The organism is Ilyomonas limi (genome assembly GCF_005233845.1).
Classification (GTDB): Bacteria; Bacteroidota; Bacteroidia; order Chitinophagales; family Chitinophagaceae; genus Ilyomonas; species Ilyomonas limi.
On the sequence record NZ_SZQL01000005.1, the window covers coordinates 136,058 to 155,355 of the forward strand.

17 protein-coding genes are annotated in these 19,298 nt (G+C 40.5%); 4 read left to right on the forward strand and 13 right to left on the reverse strand.

Features of this window, described 5'->3' with window-relative positions:
- Positions 1-34 precede the first annotated feature (34 nt).
- The 3 genes from FC093_RS08215 to FC093_RS08225 form a co-directional block, all read right to left on the reverse strand.
- Positions 35-1,531: a helix-hairpin-helix domain-containing protein gene (locus FC093_RS08215; RefSeq protein WP_240743242.1), complete on the reverse strand. Its 1,497-nt coding sequence runs from the start codon at positions 1,529-1,531 to the stop codon at positions 35-37.
- A 245-nt stretch (positions 1,532-1,776) separates the two neighbouring features.
- A complete protein-coding gene (locus FC093_RS08220; RefSeq protein ID WP_137261286.1) occupies positions 1,777-3,183 on the reverse strand; it encodes a PP2C family serine/threonine-protein phosphatase in 1,407 nt (468 codons plus the stop codon).
- Positions 3,184-3,275: 92 nt separating this feature from the next.
- Complete coding sequence (locus tag FC093_RS08225) at positions 3,276-3,914, reverse strand: vWA domain-containing protein (RefSeq protein ID WP_137261287.1); 639 nt, start codon at positions 3,912-3,914, stop codon at positions 3,276-3,278.
- A gap of 284 nt (positions 3,915-4,198) precedes the next feature.
- On the opposite strand from FC093_RS08225, the gene FC093_RS08230 reads away from it, so the two are divergent.
- The gene (locus FC093_RS08230; protein WP_137261288.1) at positions 4,199-4,711 is read left to right on the forward strand and encodes a peptide-methionine (S)-S-oxide reductase; all 513 of its coding nucleotides are present in this window, start codon (positions 4,199-4,201) and stop codon (positions 4,709-4,711) included.
- Positions 4,712-4,748: 37 nt separating this feature from the next.
- On the opposite strand, the gene FC093_RS08235 is transcribed toward FC093_RS08230, so the two are convergent.
- A complete protein-coding gene (locus FC093_RS08235; RefSeq protein ID WP_137261289.1) occupies positions 4,749-5,111 on the reverse strand; it encodes a DUF4870 domain-containing protein in 363 nt (120 codons plus the stop codon).
- Positions 5,112-5,481: 370 nt separating this feature from the next.
- Here FC093_RS08235 and FC093_RS08240 point away from each other — a divergent pair, with 370 nt between their 5' ends.
- Positions 5,482-6,408: a 3-keto-disaccharide hydrolase gene (locus FC093_RS08240; protein WP_137261290.1), complete on the forward strand. Its 927-nt coding sequence runs from the start codon at positions 5,482-5,484 to the stop codon at positions 6,406-6,408.
- A 139-nt stretch (positions 6,409-6,547) separates the two neighbouring features.
- Here the strand turns inward: FC093_RS08240 and FC093_RS08245 are convergent, their stop codons facing one another.
- From FC093_RS08245 to FC093_RS08265, 5 genes are all read right to left on the reverse strand, one after another.
- The gene (locus tag FC093_RS08245) at positions 6,548-7,528 is read right to left on the reverse strand and encodes an EamA family transporter (protein WP_137261291.1); all 981 of its coding nucleotides are present in this window, start codon (positions 7,526-7,528) and stop codon (positions 6,548-6,550) included.
- Between the two features lie 418 nt (positions 7,529-7,946).
- Positions 7,947-8,843 carry an aldo/keto reductase gene (locus tag FC093_RS08250; RefSeq protein ID WP_137261292.1) on the reverse strand — a complete coding sequence of 299 codons (897 nt, stop codon included), beginning with the start codon at positions 8,841-8,843 and terminating at the stop codon, positions 7,947-7,949.
- 128 nt (positions 8,844-8,971) lie between these two features.
- Positions 8,972-10,147, reverse strand: a complete 1,176-nt coding sequence (locus FC093_RS08255; RefSeq protein ID WP_137261293.1) for a TlpA family protein disulfide reductase — start codon at positions 10,145-10,147, stop codon at positions 8,972-8,974.
- 181 nt (positions 10,148-10,328) lie between these two features.
- Positions 10,329-11,861 carry a bifunctional phosphoribosylaminoimidazolecarboxamide formyltransferase/IMP cyclohydrolase gene (gene purH / locus FC093_RS08260; protein ID WP_137261294.1) on the reverse strand — a complete coding sequence of 511 codons (1,533 nt, stop codon included), beginning with the start codon at positions 11,859-11,861 and terminating at the stop codon, positions 10,329-10,331.
- Positions 11,862-11,893: 32 nt separating this feature from the next.
- Positions 11,894-13,984 carry a ComEC/Rec2 family competence protein gene (locus FC093_RS08265; protein ID WP_137261295.1) on the reverse strand — a complete coding sequence of 697 codons (2,091 nt, stop codon included), beginning with the start codon at positions 13,982-13,984 and terminating at the stop codon, positions 11,894-11,896.
- Between the two features lie 264 nt (positions 13,985-14,248).
- On the opposite strand from FC093_RS08265, the gene FC093_RS08270 reads away from it, so the two are divergent.
- Positions 14,249-15,241, forward strand: coding sequence for an alpha/beta hydrolase (locus tag FC093_RS08270; protein ID WP_137261296.1), 993 nt, complete (start codon positions 14,249-14,251; stop codon positions 15,239-15,241).
- 156 nt (positions 15,242-15,397) lie between these two features.
- Here the strand turns inward: FC093_RS08270 and porT are convergent, their stop codons facing one another.
- Together porT and FC093_RS24585 are read right to left on the reverse strand one after the other, a co-directional pair.
- The gene (gene porT, locus FC093_RS08275) at positions 15,398-16,144 is read right to left on the reverse strand and encodes a type IX secretion/gliding motility protein PorT/SprT (protein WP_137261297.1); all 747 of its coding nucleotides are present in this window, start codon (positions 16,142-16,144) and stop codon (positions 15,398-15,400) included.
- Between the two features lie 140 nt (positions 16,145-16,284).
- A complete protein-coding gene (locus FC093_RS24585; RefSeq protein WP_137261419.1) occupies positions 16,285-16,536 on the reverse strand; it encodes an EndoU domain-containing protein in 252 nt (83 codons plus the stop codon).
- A gap of 365 nt (positions 16,537-16,901) precedes the next feature.
- Between FC093_RS24585 and FC093_RS08285 the strand changes: the two genes are divergently transcribed.
- On the forward strand, positions 16,902-17,153 hold the full coding sequence (locus FC093_RS08285; protein ID WP_137261298.1) for a hypothetical protein: 252 nt from the start codon (positions 16,902-16,904) through the stop codon (positions 17,151-17,153).
- Positions 17,154-17,441: 288 nt separating this feature from the next.
- Here the strand turns inward: FC093_RS08285 and ubiE are convergent, their stop codons facing one another.
- Positions 17,442-18,185, reverse strand: coding sequence for a bifunctional demethylmenaquinone methyltransferase/2-methoxy-6-polyprenyl-1,4-benzoquinol methylase UbiE (ubiE, locus tag FC093_RS08290; protein WP_137261299.1), 744 nt, complete (start codon positions 18,183-18,185; stop codon positions 17,442-17,444).
- A 312-nt stretch (positions 18,186-18,497) separates the two neighbouring features.
- Positions 18,498-19,169: a DUF2461 domain-containing protein gene (locus FC093_RS08295; protein WP_137261300.1), complete on the reverse strand. Its 672-nt coding sequence runs from the start codon at positions 19,167-19,169 to the stop codon at positions 18,498-18,500.
- Positions 19,170-19,298 lie beyond the last annotated feature (129 nt).

Here is a 19,298-nt window from a genome sequence, read left to right on the forward strand (position 1 = left end):
AATAAATTGAAAGTAACTTTTAGTCAACTTTATCTTACTTATTTGCCATTGTAACTACAACTACTCTTCCACCTTCCTCATTAGACAGCAACAGTCTTTTGCCATCTGTAATATCTACCATTGTACCTATGGGTATTTCTTTATTTTCTGTAAGGTCTTTCAGCGAGGTTAATTTTTGATTGACGAGCACCCATTTTCCATTGTAAAAAGTAAAATATCCTACCGGCACTTTTTGTGCTGCGGTTAGCTTTTCGTTGCGTACTACGTTCCGGTTTACATGCCATTGAAATAAGTACTGATTGTTGTACACCATCAGCCGGTGGTTTTCGGGCTTCCATATCGTTGGCTTGAACTGATAATACAAATCCAGCACCGGCAACGTGCCCTTAACGGGCGTGCCGCAAAACGGGCATTTGGGCGATGCCGTATTATCAAAAACAAACCATTGCTGATCGCACTGCGGATTACTGCAAGGCTGCATGAGATCGGTGGTTTTGAGCAAAGCCTGCTCCCACGCATCGGCATTTGGCCGTAGGTTGGGATTATGCAAACCGGTTATAAAGGCCTGGTTGAATAGATCTTTTAAATATGGTCCGGTAATCGTGTAGGGCAATTTGTTTACATCTGCCCACGGCAATGCATACTTAGAACCCTGGTCCAGTTTAGGCCGGTTGGAAGTATCTGTTGGATGCTCAATAAACAGTGCTTTTTTACCCATGGATAATAAGTCATCCTGCTCGGTATCCAGCGAATTGACCTTGCCACCTTTGAGTGGATGGCGGTATAGCAAATACATGTAAATCATCACTGCCAGCGCATGTAAATCGGTAGTGCGGTTGGCATGCTTACGGTTGGGGTCTCGTATATCCAAATGCTTGGTAGCTAATACTTCCGGTGCAATAAAGTCTGCTGTGCCAATAACGTCCGGCGGATACAAGCCCGGCACTACCAGTCCATCAATATCTATAATGGTGGCCGACCGGGTTACGGGATCAATTAATACATTTTTATACGATAAATCGGAGTGCGCCAGACCTGCGGCGTGTAAGCGTTTAACGCCCCTTGCTATTTTCACGCAAATCTGGAAGTAACTCAGCCAGTTGCCTAATTCACTTTTATCCAGCCGTAAGCTAAAGTTCTGATTTCTAAACTTTGCCGATGCAAACCATAAACCTTCTTTTTCTTTTCCTTTAATACCATCGCTGGCAGCATATCCTTTTTTAAAAAAATAATTCTTATTGTATGCCGGTACAATCAGTCCCACTTTACCATCTGCCTCCACCATATCTGTAGGCCAACAATACAGTTCTTTGAAGTAATCGCCGCCTTCGCGGTTGAAAAAACTATCATAGTATTGTGTTACCAATTTCTTCAATCGTTCGCGCGAGTTATAATCCTGTTTGTCCCGGTAAAAAGCGACAACATAAGACTTATCGGGACCGAAATACACATCTTTCATTCCGCCCCGCATGGGTTCCCCATTATCTACATACTCGTATGTTTTACCAGTATTGATAATGGATGATACCAACTTTATATTAGTTGCCCTGTGGCTTGTATTACTCGTAAAATTACTTAGGTAACTCACACCTGTTATTTTATAAAATTGATTTATTTATAAACTTTATTTATTACACAATTGCCATTATTAATAAACTTCCTCTTAATTCCTTCAGATGACTGCACATCTTAATAAGCGTGTGATTGATGAATTCTATATTAGCGTAAAGCAACTATCGTCATTGCTTCACGCTGCTCGCAATGATGATTCTTCATTCAAAACACAATTGCCAGCGTTCTGTCGTCATGATTGCCGGCACTCCAAAAGTCCATCCATCGCGAAAACTGGTCTGTGATGTTTTCGTTATCCGGCTGTAGTTCAACGCTTACTCCATCTTCATTTTTACCATTCAGATCGGCTAAAAATGCTTTCCATTTTTTAATATCGGGCAGGCTTGCTTCTACCACAAACTTGGGATCGTAAATGCCATCCGTCATCATAATTAAATAAGCAAAGTCATCCAGTAGCTTAAAGCCAAACCGTGTAGCAAACTTGTCGCTTTTAAAGATCTCCGGCATCGTTATAAATCTTGTTCCACCGCCAAATTCGCCCACATCCAGCCAGTTCATTAGTATTACTTCCGATATATCTTTGTTGAGCACTGCTATCGGGCAATCACCCACACCAAACGAAAGCAATGCATAGCCGGCATCATACTTTTTAAACAAGGTAAATATTAGCGTGCTGCTCAAATCTTTTAACGTAATGCCTTCTTTTGTTGCAAACTCCTGTAATTTCTTATGTACCTGCAAGGCGCATTTGCCAAGTGTATTATATACAAAATGAGTCAGGTTTTTTTTTGTGTCCGCACTGGCATTACCCATGTGCTCGTGCAGCAATTCATCAAAAGCTGCCATGCTTTCTATAGAAGTGCTTTCATCAAAATAGCCCACTACTTCGTTGCACGCCATGGCAGAACCTTTTCTCGATAACTTAGCACTACCCGCACCATCTGCCACTACCACGATGCTCCAGCCATTATCCAAATCTTTAAAAGCAAAATCATCCTCTCGGCAGGAACCGATGTTTGCATGAGAACGCCCCCGCTTGGAAGAAACCAGAATATGTCTATCGCCCAGGGGAGCAAACTCGGTTATATTGTCTTCTTTCCAAAAAGGATCATTCCTGTCACTTTCAATATTCTTCCACAAGCTTTTAGGGTCGGGATTAATAATTAGTGTAATGATCTTTTCATTAAAAGGTGCCACTTCCGGCTGCCCTTCTATTTTAAATTTGAACTTTGCTTTTATATCGCCGCTTTGCGTTGGGACGCCGGTAATTTGTTTTGTTTGTTCATCATACCGCAGGCCTACTTCCTGTAGTCCTTCCCATTCAAAGGTTGTTATATCTTTCCACTGCAGCTTATCAAAGTCAAACTTTGTTTCGTACGGCTTTCCTACCGTAGCATTCAATACGCGAACGGGCTGTTGCCTTATTTCAGCTATCCGGTCTTCCAGTTTCCATTTAGCCATAAGCCCATTCTGATTTTGAATAATAGTATTAATTGCAGCTATGTTTTGTTCATCCTGTATAAAGGCATCCAATACATCCATCCTGCTGGCAGGAATTGGCATATTATTGCTTTTAAACAGGTTGGTCACAAATTGTTTTGCATCCTCCATCCGGTGCTGTTTGCTTATATATGCAGCATGGATGAAAAGATATTTACCGATAAAATACCTTTTCACCCGTACTGTTCTCTATTTTTAATAGTTTATGTAACAATATTCAGTTCGGAAGGCGGCGGCGGCAATTCGCCAAGACCACTCACTTCTTTACCAGCATCTTCAATTCTGGTAGAAGTAACCCCAATGGAAGCAGATACCCATGTAAAGAATTTGGAGATGCTGTTGCTATCGGCAGTATCCAGGCTTACTACGTTTTCTGTTATCTGTTTCAACAGGTTAGCATCTGCTCCGCTGCCGGCAGCGCAGGCAACGGTATAAGCTGTTTTGCGCTTTTTGTATTCTTCCAGCCCGCTTTGCCAGTCGTCTGTTGGTATCCCATCGGTCATAATAAACACCAGGGGTTTCCAGTCACCTTTTTGCTCGGCAGTTGTTTTCGTCACTTCGCTATCAATGCAGGTGGCTACAAGTTTTAGCCCTTCCCCCAAAGCAGTAGTGCCCGAGGCTTTGATGTCCACCATTTGAAAAGAGGCAAGGTCTGTAAGCGGCACTACCTGCCTGGCGGTACTGTCGAACGTAATAATACTGATAAAAGCGGTTTCAATCGCCTGCGGATTTTGCCGCAGCGAACTAATCATTACCTGCACTCCGTTTTTCACCGCTTCAATAGGCTCGCCGGTCATGGAGCCGGAAGTGTCTAATAACAAATACACGGGTAATCTTCTCATTGTTTTAACTATTTATGGTTTATAGGAAGAGGTACAGCAATGGATATATTTTAAATAGCAACACCCCTTTGGCTCCTGTAGCATAGAAGTATGCAAATTCTGCGCCTACCTGAAGCCCAGCTTTTGCCTGAGCAAAAGAAATATGGCGACTGCTACCTTATAATTTTAATTCTATAAATATTGTATCATATAAACTGTAGGTTTCAACAATAGGATACATTCTTACTTTTACCTGAAAAAACGCCTGGCTTGTACAAAATGCAAAGTCGTTTAATTTTGTAGCAATGCACGAACACATCCTGAGAATAGGTTTGGGCGGCGGCTGCCACTGGTGTACAGAGGCTGTATTTCTTTCCCTGAAAGGCGTGCAGGAAGTGAAGCAGGGCTGGATTGCAGCGCAGCCACCCAATAACACTTTTTCTGAAGCAGTTATCGTTACCTACGACTCCGCAATTATTACTTTAACAGATTTGATTGCCATTCATCTCTTTACACATGCTTCCACTTCCAACCATTCCATGCGCCACAAATACCGCTCGGCAGTGTACTGGTTTAATGCAGAAGAGGAGGCAGTAATAAAAGCGATTATAAGAGATTTACAATCCCATTTCAATGAGCCGCTCATTACACAAGTACTTCCTTTTGCAGCATTTAAAACCTCGTTGCCCGAGCATCTCAACTATTATTACAACAACCCGGAGAAGCCTTTCTGCGCGGTATATATCAGCCCCAAACTAGAGTTGCTCAAAACGAAGTTTGCTCCGCTCACCCGCCCGGCCGAAGCAGAGAAATTATAAACTTCGCCCGCTTGTAAAAATTGTTTTATAAGAAGATTTACTTTATCAACCTGATGTTCAAAGGATACTTATACAACTTGCCTTCACTTGCCTTGATGGTGGCAACAATAATCAGTACCAGCGCCAAAATGCCTACAATCCACATGAGCAAAATACCTATCACGGTTATAAAAAGAATAATAAAAACAATAAACAAAGTAATCTGAAAGTTCAGCGACTCTTTGGCGTGTGCGGTAATAAAAGTAGATTCATCCTTTTTAATCAGATAAATAATCAGCGGCGCTATAAAGCCAGCTGCAAGGGTAAGAATATGTGCCAGCAAAGCCATTGTTTTTTCGTCGCTGGTAGGCGCAAACAGCGGCACTTCTTCTTTGCCAAGATAAGAATTTATTTGTTCCATAATATTTGGTTTGAGTACCGAATATAAAGTAAAATTGGCAATTATGCTTTTATCATAATCATACTTTTATATTGGCGGTAACTGCTATAGCACTTCTGCCCGGTTGATGTGCTGCACATAATACTACTGCACTACTTATTAAGGATTGCATAATTAATAAAAGCATAGCGATGGTACCTTTTTGATTGTAACATTGAACTGCGAAATGAGGAGGAAATGTTTTCCGGATACTTGCAATCTTAATACGATGTTTGATAAACTGTAAACATATACTTCCGTTTTGCCTTTGCTGTTTTAAATAAGTTTATCCCACTTCGCAAAAGCTGTTTATTTTGCACTTACCTTGTACCAATAAATATTGAATAGCTATATGAAAATGAAATTGCTTTCTCTTCCAATTGTATTACTCCTGTTTACGCTATCCACCAAAGCACAGCAAGACACTGCGGCACTCATTGGCCGCTGGGATATGACTGTTGCTATGGAAGGCAGGCAGGCACCTTCGTGGTTTGAAGTCTATCGCTCGGGTTACCGCACGCTGGTAGGTGAGTTTGTAGGTGCTGGCGGCAGTGCACGTCCCGTATCTGTTTATCAGTTCAGCGGCGGCAAACTATCTTTTTCCATACCGCCACAATGGGAGCAGGGAAACGGCAATGTAACAGTTGAAGGAAATTTTACAGGCGATAGTTTGGCAGGTACGATTACCCATCCTGATGGCAAGCAATACAACTGGACGGCGGTGCGCGCACCTGAACTAAAACGCACCGGCGAACCTTCGTGGGGACAACCACAAAAGCTGTTTAACGGCAAAGACCTAACCGGCTGGCACGCACTCGGCACCAATCAATGGATAGTACAGGATGGCGTGCTAAAGAGCCCGCATTCAGGCGCCAACCTCGTTACAGATGATACGTTTACAGATTTCAAACTGCACATAGAGTTTCGTTATCCGGAGCATAGCAACAGTGGTGTGTACCTGCGTGGCCGCTACGAAGTGCAGATTGATGATACCGGCGACGAACCTTATAAGGATGTAATTAGCGCTATTTATGGGTTTATCCCACCCAGCGAGATGGTGGCTAAAGGTCCGGGTGAATGGCAAGCCTATGATATTACACTGGTTGGCAGAATGGTAACGGTGGTATTTAATGGTAAAACCGTGATTTGCAACCGTGAGATACGTGGCATTACCGGCGGCGCATTGAATAGCAAAGAAGGCGAGCCCGGTCCATTGCTTATTCAGGGCGATCATGGTCCTATTGAGTACAGGAATATCATTATTACAAAAGCAAAGTAATTTTTGGATAATGATGTTTTCTGATGTAGGCTGATTTGCCTGATAGAAAATAGAAGATGTCAGCTGATTTGTATTAGGTTACAAAAAGTTCCGGGTTTTAGATCCGGAACTTTTGTTTTGCACGGTCGTCTCTTACAGCTTATCGCTCAACAACTTCGCTTTCATTTTTTACGGTTATTTCTTTCACAACTATTGTAGTCACTTCTTCTTTGGCTGTATTGACCAGGATAACGCCGGTTAAGATGATAAGTAAAGCTGCGATTTGCTGCATCGTAATGGCTTCGTCTAAAAACAGCCATCCCAGGAATACCGCAATTACCGGATTGACATACGCATATGTGCCCACCCGGCTTGCAGGCAATATACTCAACAACCATATATACGACATGTATCCCACCAGCGAGCCCATTATAATTAAATAACTAAGCGCTTCTATTGACTGTGCAGAAATATAACTTATGGCAAATCCTTGTTGCTCATTACTCAGTAAGCCTATTGCCAGCGATACCAGGCCCGCCGACAGCATTTGCACCGCCGCTTTCATAGTGGTAGAACCTGCCACCTGCTTGTACTTGGAGTATAAAGAACCAGCCGCCCAACCCATGCTGCCTACCAGTAAGATAAAGAAGCCTGCTAATTTCATTGGATTGCCTGTAAAGTCTGCTGTTCCCTTGCCTGCAAATAACATCAGCACGCCTGCAAAACCTATTAAAAATCCGGCGATAATGATTTTATTGGAAAAATAAAAATGCCAGTTCCGTTTGTCCAGCATTACCATCCACAACGGCACCGTAGCGGCTATAATGGCAGTTAAGCCGGTAGGTAAATATTGCTCGGCAAGTGTAACTGCACCATTGCCCAGCAATATCATTAATACACCACCAAATCCAATAGTGATAAAAGCTTTGAGCGATGGTGCTTTTTCTCCTTTCAATAAACAAAAAATAAAGAGTAAGAAACCTGCAACGGTGTAGCGCGTTGCCAGCATGAGAAATGGGGGAATGGTATTTACCGCAATATCTATAGCAAGATAGGTAGAACCCCAAATAACGTATACCGCTGCAAAAGCAGCGATTATCAATACTTTGGATGGACGCCTGCCGGTATGTGTATTTGACATAATAATTTGGGACGGCAAAGTTCAAACTATAATTTGGATTGTATAAACAACAGGCAATAAACTTGACACAGGGAAGACAATTGGTGTAAGCTTAATTTATAGGATTAATTGAAAAATATAAACTAATATTATTCGATTAAGCTTCGTTGAGCTCAATCTGTTTAGGTTGCAACATAAGTAAAGCTTTTTGTTTAAACAATCCAACTTTGGCTTTGTTTTACCGGCGAAGGAAGCATCTGTGGGTAGTAAGTAATTGGATTTTATATTCAATTTTGATTTATAAAAATCCATAGATCCATTGTTCCTCAGCATGACAAAGGCAGCGAATGATTGTAGAATTAAAATGCATAAAAAGCAGGTATATCTTTAAACGCCTGCTGAAGCAACACCTCATAAAGAAAACAATAATCAATAATTTTTACCCCAACAATCCCATATCTTCTTCATCCAAACGGATATTCATGGCCGCTAAGTTTTCTTCTAAATGCGCCACGGAAGAAGTGCCGGGAATAGGCAAGATTACAGGCGATTTGTGCAACAGCCACGCAAGATTAATTTGTGCTTTAGTAGCACCGTGTTTCTTAGCCACCTGTTCTATATTTTGTTCCTGCTTTGGCAAAGCGGTGATTAAAGAGAAAAAAGGTGTAAAAACAATGCTGTTTTCCTCACAGGTTTCCAATACTTCGCCACCGCGGGTTTCGCCAATGGGCAGTTTTGTAGTAGTGCGCTGCAGGTAGCTATACATGTTTTGTACAGTGGCAATGTTGCCGCGGCTCATGGCGTATTCCAGTTCCTGCACATTCACATTACTTACACCTACATGCAATATTTTACCTTCTTTCTGCAACTCAAACATAGCATCTACCGACTCTGAAAAAGGTGTAGGATTGTTGTGTGTAGAAAATCGAAAATGCACAACTGGTAATTGTTCCAGCTTCAATTGCTTCAGATTATTGTCAATGCTTTGCCGCAATTCTTCGGGCCGGGTAAATGCCGGCCAGCTTTTATCGGGCGCTCTTCTTGCACCTACTTTTGTACAAATTACCAAGTTTTTGGGGTAAGGATAAAGGGCTTCTACAATGAGGCGGTTGGTAACATCGGGACCATAATAATCGGCAGTATCAATAAAGTTGACACCCAGTTGCACTGCTTTTTTCAGCACTTGCAATGCTTCGTTGCGGTTAGCAGGTTCGCCCCAGATGCCTTCGCCGGTGAGGCGCATAGTGCCATAGCCCATGCGATATACTTTTAAAGGTGCGTTGGTGTTTTTGCCAATGATGAGATTGTTTTCCGTTGCGATAGTGGTGTTATTCATAAGGTAATGAGTTTTTACTAATACATTTGAGTCTTGCGTCAAGCTGCTTAAGAAGAGTATTATAATTATAACTTGGGTAAAGTTAGTTTATGTAATGTTGTGGATGTAATACACTTGGAAGAAGTATGTTAGTTAAGTGTGTTGCTTTTCAGAACTTTTTTTAATTTAGTTAGTTGCAAATCTCCCGGGTCATCCTCATTTCGTTCATAAACAATTTTCCCTGACCTGTCAATTAAATATACTCTTGGAATACCTTGATAACCGCCGTAGGAATTGATAACATCTAAATCGTTATAAATATTTATCCAATTCATATCTTTCTCTTTTATAACCTTGGAAAAGGTTGCATAATCTGATGGAAAAGCAACAGAAATAATCTCTAATTTTTCAGGTGGATACTGGTCATGAATTTCCTTAATTGCCGGTACTTCCTGCATACAAGGCACGCACCAGGTAGCCCAGAATACAAGTAAAACATCCTTTTTCCCAAGATAATCTTTAAGTGCAATAATTTTTCCGCTGCTGTCTTTACTGGTAAAGTCTGGCGCCGGGCTGTTTTTATGAACGCCGATTCTTCCCTGTAAAAATTTCTTAATCGTGGCTCCTTCTTCGCCATTCCTAAATGTATCGGGAAAAGTGGTATTAAAAGTAGTGAGTAGGGAACCGGAAGTTGCTGCCGCAGACTGGATTAGCCACTTTCTAAAAAACCAAAAAGAGTAATAAGAGTTTGGATTTTTACGGACGAATTCTAAATCTCTTTTATTCCAATTTATAATTTTTTGGGACAATATCTGTCCAGCTATAGAGTCATTTGCAGCACCGGTTTTACCTTCATTGAATAGAACTGTATAATCATCAAGCTCCTTTCTTTCTAGAGAATCATATTGATGCATCCGTTCCTGCTCACTTTTAAAATCAAGTGCATTGCTCAACTGGTAATTATCAAAAGGAGATTGAGTAGAATCGTATTTGTATAGAGTAATAATGGCTGGCTGATCTGCTACAAAAAAGTACCTGTAATAATTTGAGAATTCAGAATTAGGTTCCGGGTATCGAAGTATAATGGCTGCATATTTCGCATAATAGGGCTGCGATACGAAAATTACATTATTCTTTACAACCGGATTTTTTATGTTTATTTCTCCTTTGCCATTATCATAAGAAAGCCTGAGCTTTTTTATATCTAATTGTTGTGGCAATTCTATTGTTACAGCAAATTGCTTTTGCGCCAAAATATCATTATATATTATGCATAAAGATAGACATAATAAGAGCGTTTTAAGACCATGTAGTTTTTTAGTCATAGTAGATAGGTTAAGAGTTACTAAATAGGAGTACTAAAGTAAAGGGTTATTCAATTCAATACATCCTTAATAAGCTATATAATACTACAAGTAAAGGAATAATTAACATCTTACTATTCAACTATATAAAAAGACACAGCGCAATTACGCTGTGTCTTTCCTATTTATTTTTCTAATAAAATCAATGCTTAAAATGCCGCAAACCCGTCATCACCATTGCTAAATTGTGTTCTACGCAATACGCAATGCTGTCGTTGTCGCGGATGGAGCCGCCAGGCTGAATGAAAGCTTCAATACCTTGCTCATGTGCCAGTTGCACACAATCATTAAACGGAAAAAACGCATCTGATGCCAGCACTGCGCCCTGCAGATCGAAGTTGAATTGCTTGGCTTTTTCTATAGCCTGGCGTAAAGCATCTATGCGGCTGGTTTGTCCGCAGCCTTTGCCAATCAGTTGCTTATTTTTAATCAGTGCAATGGCGTTGCTTTTCAAATGCTTGCATACAATATTTGCAAAGGTTAAATCCGTTTTTTCGGTTTCAGTAGCTGGTCTGCCGCCTACTTCGTGCCACTCGTTGTAGTTACCTTCGTCCATATCCTGCAGCAACATGCCATTGAGCAGTGATTTGTATTGCTCGCGCTTGAGCTTAGGAATGCGGTGTAATTGCAGTAAAATACGGTTCTTTTTACTCTTTAAAATGGTGAGTGCCTCGCCACTAAATACGGGTGCAATCAGCACCTCAAAAAATAAACTATTAATAGTTTCGGCAGTTGCTTTATCAATGGTGCAATTGCATACCAGCACCCCACCAAAAGCACTCTCGGGGTCGCCGGCAAGTGCGGCATCCCAACTGTCTTTCACCGTGTTGCGCTGTGCAATGCCGCATACATTGGTATGTTTAATAATGGCAAATGTGCAGATGCCTTCATTATCCTTTGCCGTTAACTCGTTTGGAAATTCGCTAATAAGTTGGATAGCCGCATCTACATCCACGAGGTTATTATACGATAATTCTTTTCCATTTAACTGCTCAAACACTTCCGATAAATCGCCATAAAACACAGCTTTCTGATGCGGGTTTTCGCCATAGCGCAACGGCTGTTTAGCGTTCGACTTATTAGGCTTATCCTTGTTGAAATAATTAGAGATAGCAATATCATAATTCATTACTACTTCAAAGGCTTTGGCAGCAAATGCTTTGCGCTCTTCGACACTGGTATAGCCAACATTATTGTGTAATAATGTTTCCAGCTTTTCATAATCACTTTTATCGGCAATCACTACTACATCTTTAAAATTTTTGGCAGCCGCGCGTATCATGGATGGTCCGCCGATGTCAATTTTTTCGATGATGGATTTTTCATCGGTAGTGGTGCGCACCGTTTCTTCAAAAGGATATAAATCCACGATAACGAGGTCAATTTCCGGAATATTGTATTGCTTCATTTCATCAATATCCTGCAGCACATCGCGCCTGCCGAGGATGCCGCCAAATACCAGTGGATGTAACGTTTTTACGCGTCCGCCAAGGATAGCGGGATAGGAGGTAAGGCTTTCTACCGGCACACAATTAATACCTAAACTTTCAATAAATTGTTGCGTGCCGCCGGTGGAATAAATAGTGATTTTCTGACGGTCTAATTCTTTTACGAGTGGTTCCAGTCCATCTTTGTAAAAGACGGAAATAAGTGCAGACTGAATTTTCTTTTGCATGAGATTACGATTAGCAGATTTATTGTACGTTACTACAAATCCATTACAAAAGCGCCTTCCTGCGCTACCGAATGGAAGCGCAAATGTAGGCTGTTGCAGTCTTTCTTCCATCTTTCAATTTTCCATGCCGGATTACTGCTGTCAAAAACAACGACGTGACACCTGACAAGTGCATCAATCTGGCTCATATACAATTTTGGATTGCCGGTGATAATTACCGCATCTGCCTCCAGCTTGCCGGAGTGGGATATTGCCGGAAGTGATTTGTCGATAATTAATAGTGTTTTATCATTTACATGCAGCAGGTAATTATTTGCAGAAAGTATGTTGCTTTGGCTGGGCGCAGTACGATAAAGCAGGCGTGTTGGCAGCAGGTAAAAATTTTGCAGCAATGTATCCTGTGCAATAACCTTAGACAGCAGCGTTTTACATTCGTTGCCTTGTATAATATCAATAGCAGTTGATTTTGGCACATTATACACAATTAATTTTTGCTGCTGTTTTGTTGTATATATATCAATGCTTGTATAAATGGTAAAAAGGAGTGTAGCAGCTAATGCATATAATAATGCCTTCGTCTTTTTATTAAACAGCCATACTGTTAAAAGCAATACAACGGTATATAAAATAATAGTTTGAAATACATTGGCTTTAATGTTTTGCCATAAAGCAAAAGGCAACTTTTCTATGTGCTCAATAAAGCTGTTCATAAACCATAATAGCCAGTAAGCAAGTTTGCCTGTTATTCCTGCGAGCCAGGTCCATGCTGAGATGACCACTAAGAATATTTCTATGAATAAAATAATGGTTGAGAGAGGAACCACCAGTAAATTGGTGATTAAAAACAGTAATGGGAACTGATGAAAGTAAAACAGTACAATAGGTAGTGTAAATATTTGCGCTGCCAAACTGATTGCCGTTAATTTCCAAAAGAATTTAACTGCTTTATTTTCAAAATACAGCCAGTTGTAGATAGGTTTCATAAATACGACAATACTCAATACTGCTGCATACGATAATTGAAAACCAACATCCCACAGGTAAAATGGATTGTAGATAAGCAGGCATAATGCGGAAACCGCAAGTGTATTAAAAATGTTGCCTTTGCGGCGCAAACATTCGCCCAGCGCAATAAAGCTAAACATTACTGCCGAGCGTACGATAGAAGGCACTGCGCCGGCAATGAAGGTAAACAACCACAGCACTATTAATACTGTTACCGGCATTACAAACCGGTGCCAGCGTCGGTTTTTGAATGGTTTAAAAAGCAATACCAATACACCGTAAATCATACCCAAATGCAAGCCGCTGATGGCAATAATATGCACTACGCCGGTGTGGCTGTACGATTGTACTAATTGCTTATCTAAATCGTTGCGGTAACCTATTAGCAAGGCTTCCGCAACACCCTGCTCTTTTTTACCCGGAATATATTGCTGCAATGTACGAATCACATATGCTCTTGTTTTCTGCAGAAAGATTGAAAATGCAGCCGCATCTTTTTGCGGCAGCACCACATAATCAGCAGCCTGCAAATACACCTGGCTTGTGAGGCCCTGAAATAACAGGTACCGCTCATAATCAAAGCCGCCGGGATTGCCGGTGTTTTGAATGGGTTGCACCGGTTTGGAAAAAGCAATCTGTGAACCATAAGTAACCCCATTTGTTGTAGTGCTGTCTTTTTTGAAGTAAATAATGATGCTGCCTGTTGCCTGTTGTATTGTATGATTGTTTTGTACCGCCGTTACCTTTGCAACTGCTTTAAAAGAATTGGGTTTTACTACCAATGGCTCATTGATAGTAGCAATAAGGATGGTGTTTTTTGAATAATTATTCTGAAACCAATAAGGCTGATGCTGAATATTATTCACATAAGTAAGCAAAGCGCCAACAACAGTAAACAAGAGCAATACCAATATACCCTGCAGCCACTGCAGCGTATATTTTTTATACCGGGATAAAAAGAAAAAACCTGTGCTTAAGACTACTACTACAATGCTGATTGTAAGAAGGGGCGCAAAAGACAATGCAGCATACCATTGTAGTATAATGCCTGCAATCAATGCCGCCAGTAAACGAGCAGCTGGTGCGCTTTTCAGACTAATATAATTGTATGCGTGCATTTGGTAGCTTTGCTTATGAGTTTAGTTTAGTGTATTACTTGTACCTGAATAAAATGTATGGAGGAGGTATATGCTTGTTTTGGTTGCTATATAAAAATCTTCTCCTTAAAACGGTAATTAACAAATATAAGTGCTTATTGCTGTATATTTTGGTACAATATTTATCAATTCTTTTACAAATAGCTACCTGAGATTTGCGCCGCTGATAGGTGCTTTCAGGACATTCTATAAAAACAATCAAGGATTTATAAAATATAATGATACATGATTAATAGATTTTTATTCGTACTCTGCCTGTTTGTACTTACTATGGTTTCGTGCTCCAAAAAAACGGGTGTGCGTGCCCGGCAGCCGGATAGGTATAACGTAAACATTGCAACAAATATCGAATACGGCCGCAATGCTTCCTGGCTTGGTGGCAGCCAGACGTTGATGCTGGACATATATTCACCTAAAGGCGCCTCTGCGCAAAGCAGGTATCCCTTGCTGGTATTGTTGCACGGTGGCAGCTTTATAACTGGTAACAAAGAAAGCCTTGCCGATATATGCGGTGCACTTGCGCAAAAAGGGATGATTGTGGCGTCTATTGACTACCGGCTGGGCTGGGATGCACGCGGTACGGCAGATTGTGAGGGCGATACGGCTTCGCTCAACAATGCGGCTTACCGTGCCATGCAGGACCTCAATGCTTCGTTGCGGTTTTTAACAGCTAATGCGGATAAGTATTTTATTGATAAGGAATGGATATTTACCGGCGGCACCAGTGCTGGTGCGGTAGCGGCACTTAACAGTGCCTACTTAACCGATGCTTATGCCAGTGTGCGCTTCAGCAAAGCATATAATAAATTGGGTAGCTTGTTTACTGCCGATAATAACCTGACCAACACGTATCAGATTAAAGGTATCTGCAGCATGTGGGGCGGTATTTTCGATTCCGATCTCATTAATGCATCCAATGCAATTCCCACGATCTTTTATCATGGCAGCGCGGATGATGTTATACCGGTAAATGTGGGTACCTATTTGCAATGCCCCAATTACCAAACTTTATATGGCTCGGAGTATATGTACAATCAACTTACCAGCTTTGATGTGCCGGCGGTTGTGCATATTTATGAAGGGGAGGGACATGGACCCTTAGAATATGTCAGCAATGCCGACTTTATAGCTGCTACTACTTATTGCTTTTTCGAAGGATTAAGAAACAAAATACCCGAAACAGGCATGTACAAACAAATGGAAAGTAATTGTAAGTAGAAGGAATATTCGAGATTTAAAGTTTAAGACTTAATGTTTAAAGCTGCTTTACTGCAGCCTTGCAATGCTGTTAATAACATGCAATTAATATCAACATTCGCGTTGTCTTACCGGCGCAACTTTAAACGTTAAGTCTTAAACTTTAAACTAAAAGAGCTACTGTTCCAATATTATACTAAAAACCAACATGCGCGATTGCAGTTTATCGAGTACATTGGAGTATTTAAGGTTTACATCACGGCTGTGTATATTGCTTAAGCCGTTACTTACTTTGATCTCTGGTGAAATGGTAACAACCGGCAGAAAAAAGTTGAAGCCAATGCCTGCTTCATAACCAAAATCGCTCTTGGTGAGTTTTACTAAATTCTCTGCATTACGTGCGCTGGAATTGCTGGCTAAATCGTAATCGTACTTAAGTCCAGCCATCATATACACGCGGAAGTTGTCAATACGATCTGAGTTGAATTTAAGCTGTAGCGGAAAGGATACGATGGTAGAAGGAATAGTTTTCTTTTGATATTCCGGCTCCAGTTCTGTTGGATATTTTAAGTGATACGTAAAATATTTAGAACCGCCCAGAATAAGCTGTGGAATAAAACGCAATTCAAAATGTTTGGCGAGGTTGGCGGTAGCTGCCAGCCCTAATGCCAGGCCGCCGCTGGTGCCCGGCTCTACGCTCAAAATACTGTCGTTTTGCAAAAACATCGGATGCTTTTCGGGATGCAGATACGTGTTGTTGTACGAAAGCGATAGTCCAAAATAATAAGGCAACAAATCGTGGTTGGGACGGTTTTGCTCACGCTGTGCCTGTGCCGATAAACAACAAAAAATAAAGGTAAAAAAAACTATTTGCCGCCGCAGTAAGTAATTGCCTATTATTATAATATATTTAATCCCAACCATTTATACTTAATTTGAATTGCTTTGGTACAAATAGGGAGCGAAATTATTTTAACCACCTATTCACGCCCAGGAAATAAACGTTGCAATACTAACGGTTTAGTGATTGTTTTATTTTATAAACTATCTTAGCTAAACTCTACTTAAGTGTATAATTTTGTTTCTTCATATTCAGGATACACTAAAAATACCTTTGCTCCTTTAATGCTAAACACTACTTTAATACTGTTGAAAGTTATACCAATTGCCTTAGCAGGCGTGATCATTTGTTTGTTCTCATATGCTTCTGTTATTTCTAACAGCAATTGAGATTTACTCCAATCTTTAGGAAAAAAGGTAGATGGCTTTTCTTTTTCAATCCAGGCGTTATTGCGGCTGTTCTTTTTAGCAATTATTGCTTACCATACCTTTGGGCATTCGGCTGCTTTTGTTTCTTTAATAATCTTGTGAATGTTGAGATTGAAATAATGTATTCCCGAAACTTCACCTTTCTTTATTTTTCCCATTATCGTGTGATCTATAACATTAACTACCTGATTACCAAATTGCTTAAATAAGTTACCACTTCATACACACCACCGATGATCTTGCGACCATTATGGCTATTCATATGCCCCAGGGTTTAATCATTGCTTTTATAAGGGGTGCGAGGTAACTGCATTAAAAGGGCGCTATTAAATAATTGTAAACTCTTTTTTGATAATCGGAAAGGATAATACATACTTGTATTTTTGTTTTACTTTGTATAAACAAATGCCATATGGAACACAATACCCCAAATAAACAAGAAAACAGTGAAGATGAAAATAAAGCAGGATTAACGCCTCGTGAACTGATTCTGCGACACATGAAAAATCCAGACGATCGCATAACAGATGAGGATATAAATAATCTGCAATTAAATACTGATACAGCTTCTGAACAGCAATCAGACAGTAAAACCTTAAGTGCGGAAGAAATTGAAAAATTAGAACAGCGGACGGTTAATCCGTTAGATATATTAGGCGAGTAAGTTATCTGCATTTAAGCTTTGAAATCAAGCAGAATGCCTCCGTTTTGTGTTGTAGTATATCGCTATGAACTCAGAAATCTCCGTTTGACATCTTTGCTGTTTTGAAAAGCACCATTTTGCGGCAGTTTGCTTTGAAGCGGTTAAAGCAAGATTCCTTAAACACATTATCCTCTGGATGTCTGCCCGGCTCACGCTCTGCAAAATAAAAATAAATACAAAATGAATAAAGCCCATTAGATACAGGATTTCATTGCTATGGTATTTTTTATTTATGCTTGTTTTACTAAGTTACTTATCGGCGCAGTACATACAACATATTCCTAAGCTAAGCGGTTTGTAATAAGTATTTTTATATCCTGTTCTTTGCAAAATGTCTGTAAAGTCCTTTCGTTCCGGGAAAACCTTTGCCGACCTGTTTAAATACGCATAAGCGTTCTTGTTGCCGGAAAATAATTTCCCGGCGGCAGGAACAATTATATGTTCATAAAAATTACACATCGCCCGGAAAATGATATTTTTTGGCCTCGAAAATTCGAGTACAACCAGTTTGCCGCCCGGCCGTAGTACACGCAACATTTCGGCTAATCCTCTTTCCAGGTTCTCGAAGTTGCGTACGCCAAAAGCCACTGTTATTGCATCAAATGTATCGTTTGGATAGTTTATTATTTCGCTGTCGCCACTCCTTAGTTCTATTACTCCCTCCAAACCTGCCTTTGCTACTTTTTGCCTTCCCAACTGCAGCATGCCTTCCGATATATCAATACCAATGATTTTTTTAGGATGTAATAATTCATAGGTAAGCAGTGCTACATCGCCAGTGCCTGTCGCCACATCCAATATTGTTTGTGGCTGAATGCCCTTCAGCAATAAAATGGCTTTTTTGCGCCAGCGCACATCTATACCTGCGGTTAGAAAACGATTGAGAAAATCGTAGCGAAAAGCAATGCTGTTGAACATCTCGGCAACCTGTTCTTTCTTCTTCAGCTTACTGTTTTCGTACGGCACTACTTTATCATGCGCAAATTGTGTCATAAGGAGCGCAAAGGTAGCTGTTTTGAAAAAGTAGCAATTGTTCGCTGATTGAATTTAGGATATTTACGATGCGGAAGTGATGATCAGACGTATTTTTAATGTATTATAAGATGCTCTTTAAAATAGAAGATGCGAGTCAGTCCGTCAGTCCGCAATTGCACCACTATGTACTTGCTTTACTTACAATTAGCGATCACTTTCCTAATCTATCGGGAAAACGCTCGTAAGTTGTAAGCAATTTTAATATTCTACATCGTGCGCCATTGCGGAATGATAGCGCAATGCATCTCTAAATTCAATAGGATACACTGTTTAACCTTCTACAGCCGTATTAAGAAAAATAACCAAAGGGTGTAATGCACTAAACGCCTGCAGTATGGTTGACAGTAAATCCTTATCTGTAACCTCCCCATCTTTTAGCGGGTGCAAGGCAATAAAGCTTTTAAATTTTAAATATTCTATAGCCGGGTTACTATCGTCGTAGCCTTTGGGCGGGCGACTCAATTTGCTGTCTTCGCCGGTATATAAACCACCATACACTGCTTTGAATGATGATGCTGTAACAAGTTGCTCAAATGCTGCAAAATTGTAATCAATTTCCTGCCGTACTTTCTTTAGTTGTTCTGCCTCGGGCATCCATAAGCCACCGCCTGCAAAGCTTTCATTACCCGGCTCTATATGAATGTAATAGCCGGCATAAATGCTCTTTTTGCCGCCGTGTGCTATGCTTGCACCGAAGTTGGTTTTGTAAGGCGCTTTATTTTTACTGAAGCGTACATCACGGTTGATGCGAAAAAGGCAATCTTTGGCTTGCAGCGCTGCAATTGCTTCATCTTCTTTTCCATATTGCTCAATCACATTGGCTATAAAATGGGTAAAGTCTGCACGCGCCGCATCATAAGTGGTCCGGTGGGCATCGAACCATTCTTTTTCGTTATTTTGTTTTAAAACTTTTAAAAATTTGAGCGTGGATTTTTGAAGCATAGATTTTTATTTTAAAACTGCCACGATGCGTTTTGAGCTGCGGGCTTTTAATTATGTATATAGTTTAATTATTAGCTACGAGCTGCAGACGTCAGGCTAAAAGCCTGCAGCAGAAGGCAAAATAATTCT

Excerpts from the sequence above, each read along its gene's own strand:
- ubiE (WP_137261299.1), bottom strand. The coding sequence starts at position 18,185 with ATGACACAATTTGCGCATGATAAAGTAGTGCCGTACGAAAACAGTAAG.
- FC093_RS08220 (WP_137261286.1), bottom strand. The coding sequence starts at position 3,183 with ATGGAGGATGCAAAACAATTTGTGACCAACCTGTTTAAAAGCAATAAT.
- FC093_RS08270 (WP_137261296.1), top strand. The coding sequence starts at position 14,249 with ATGATTAATAGATTTTTATTCGTACTCTGCCTGTTTGTACTTACTATG.
- FC093_RS08285 (WP_137261298.1), top strand. The coding sequence starts at position 16,902 with ATGGAACACAATACCCCAAATAAACAAGAAAACAGTGAAGATGAAAAT.
- FC093_RS08250 (WP_137261292.1), bottom strand. The coding sequence starts at position 8,843 with ATGAATAACACCACTATCGCAACGGAAAACAATCTCATCATTGGCAAA.
- FC093_RS08230 (WP_137261288.1), top strand. The coding sequence starts at position 4,199 with ATGCACGAACACATCCTGAGAATAGGTTTGGGCGGCGGCTGCCACTGG.
- purH (WP_137261294.1), bottom strand. The coding sequence starts at position 11,861 with ATGCAAAAGAAAATTCAGTCTGCACTTATTTCCGTCTTTTACAAAGAT.
- FC093_RS08240 (WP_137261290.1), top strand. The coding sequence starts at position 5,482 with ATGAAAATGAAATTGCTTTCTCTTCCAATTGTATTACTCCTGTTTACG.
- FC093_RS08225 (WP_137261287.1), bottom strand. The coding sequence starts at position 3,914 with ATGAGAAGATTACCCGTGTATTTGTTATTAGACACTTCCGGCTCCATG.
- FC093_RS08235 (WP_137261289.1), bottom strand. The coding sequence starts at position 5,111 with ATGGAACAAATAAATTCTTATCTTGGCAAAGAAGAAGTGCCGCTGTTT.
- FC093_RS08255 (WP_137261293.1), bottom strand. The coding sequence starts at position 10,147 with ATGACTAAAAAACTACATGGTCTTAAAACGCTCTTATTATGTCTATCT.
- porT (WP_137261297.1), bottom strand. The coding sequence starts at position 16,144 with ATGGTTGGGATTAAATATATTATAATAATAGGCAATTACTTACTGCGG.
- FC093_RS08265 (WP_137261295.1), bottom strand. The coding sequence starts at position 13,984 with ATGCACGCATACAATTATATTAGTCTGAAAAGCGCACCAGCTGCTCGT.
- FC093_RS08295 (WP_137261300.1), bottom strand. The coding sequence starts at position 19,169 with ATGCTTCAAAAATCCACGCTCAAATTTTTAAAAGTTTTAAAACAAAAT.
- FC093_RS08245 (WP_137261291.1), bottom strand. The coding sequence starts at position 7,528 with ATGTCAAATACACATACCGGCAGGCGTCCATCCAAAGTATTGATAATC.